Source organism: Herpetosiphon gulosus, assembly GCF_039545135.1.
GTDB lineage: Bacteria > Chloroflexota > Chloroflexia > Chloroflexales > Herpetosiphonaceae > Herpetosiphon > Herpetosiphon gulosus.
The window spans coordinates 1-1,449 of record NZ_BAABRU010000085.1; the positions used below are offsets into that span (position 1 = coordinate 1).

Here is a 1,449-nt window from a genome sequence, read left to right on the forward strand (position 1 = left end):
TTGTGCTGATCAGGTACATCATCACCTGGATCACCCTCATCATCGGCGACCGATCCGCTATCATAGTGACCGTACCCGTTTTTTGGCTTGCGGAGGTCATCAATGGTCACGGATCGCTGGTTTGCTGCTCGCCGCACGTTGTACGAATTGCTCCACACGAACCCTGACTGGTCGAATCGCCAGTTTGCCACCGCGCTCAACGCCTCGACGGATTGGGTACGCATCTGGAAACAGCGCATTGGCTCGCCACCCCATCCCGATCCCGCTGTTGTCTGCCAGAGCCAATCACGGGCACGCAAAACCCCACCGCCAGCGTGGAGTGATCGCGTGATTCACCGCATTCTGACCTTGCGTCAGGAGTTGGTCACGCAGTTCCATCGCACCGTCGGAGCCAAAACCATCATTGCCTATCTCCAGCGCGATCCTGATCTCGCCGATGAGCGGATTCCCCGTTCACCCACCACGGTGAATCGCATCTTACGCGATCATCAGTTGCTCGTAGACCCACCCACCCACCAGCGCCAGCCGCGTACCCCCTGTCCGCCCATGCAGGAAATCGAGATCGATTTTACCGATGTCACCACCATTCCGCCCGACCCCGATGGCAAACGTCAACACGCTGCCGAGGCCTTCATGTGGGTCGATGCGGGGACATCGATTCCCGTCGCCGCGCGGATTAGTACTGATTTTCATATGGCCTCGGTGATTCGGACGACCGCCAGTATTCTCCAACAGATCGGGCTGCCTGCGCGGATTCGGATGGATTGTGATGTGCGATTGGTCAGTAACAAGCGCGTCGCCGATTTCCCCTCGCCCTTCCAACGCTTGTTGCTCAATCTCGGCATTCAGGTTGACGTGTGTCCACCCCATCGTCCCGACTTAAAGCCGTTTGTGGAGCGGTTTCATAAAAACTACAAGGGGGAATCGGTCTATCCAAACTGGCCGACCACCGAGTCGGAAGCTCAAGCCCAAGTCGATGCCTATTGCGACTGGTATCGCATCGAGCGTCCCCACCAAGGCCGGGCCTGTGGCAATCGCCCGCCTGCCGAGGCGTTTCCTGCCTTGCCCGTGTTACCACCCGTTCCGGCGCAGGTCGATGCGGATGGCTGGCTGAAGCAGATAGACGGCTGGACGTTTGTGCGGCGGGTCAATGCGCAAGGCAAACTGGTCGTGGATGGCGCAACCTATACGGCAGGCATTGCCTATGCAGGGCAGGCATTGGCCGTGCAGGTGGATGCCGCCGCGCGGGAACTGGTACTGATCCAGCGTGAACGGACCGTGAAGCGGGTCATGCTGAAGCGGCTCTTGGGTGGGATGATGCCGTTTGAGCAGCTGGTTGAGGCATTGTGTGGCTTGGCTGCACAGGAAACCAAACGGCTCAAGCAGCGACGCACGAAGCGCCGCCGATGATGAGGGTGATCCAGGTGATGATGTACCTGATCAGCACAA

General features: G+C 58.9%; 1 protein-coding gene. It reads left to right on the forward strand.

Annotation, left to right across the window (positions count from 1 at the left end; translation table 11 throughout):
- Nucleotides 1-102 precede the first annotated feature (102 nt).
- Nucleotides 103-1,410, forward strand: a complete 1,308-nt coding sequence (locus tag ABEB26_RS26835) for an integrase core domain-containing protein (RefSeq protein ID WP_486348343.1) — start codon at nucleotides 103-105, stop codon at nucleotides 1,408-1,410.
- Nucleotides 1,411-1,449: the final 39 nt, after the last annotated feature.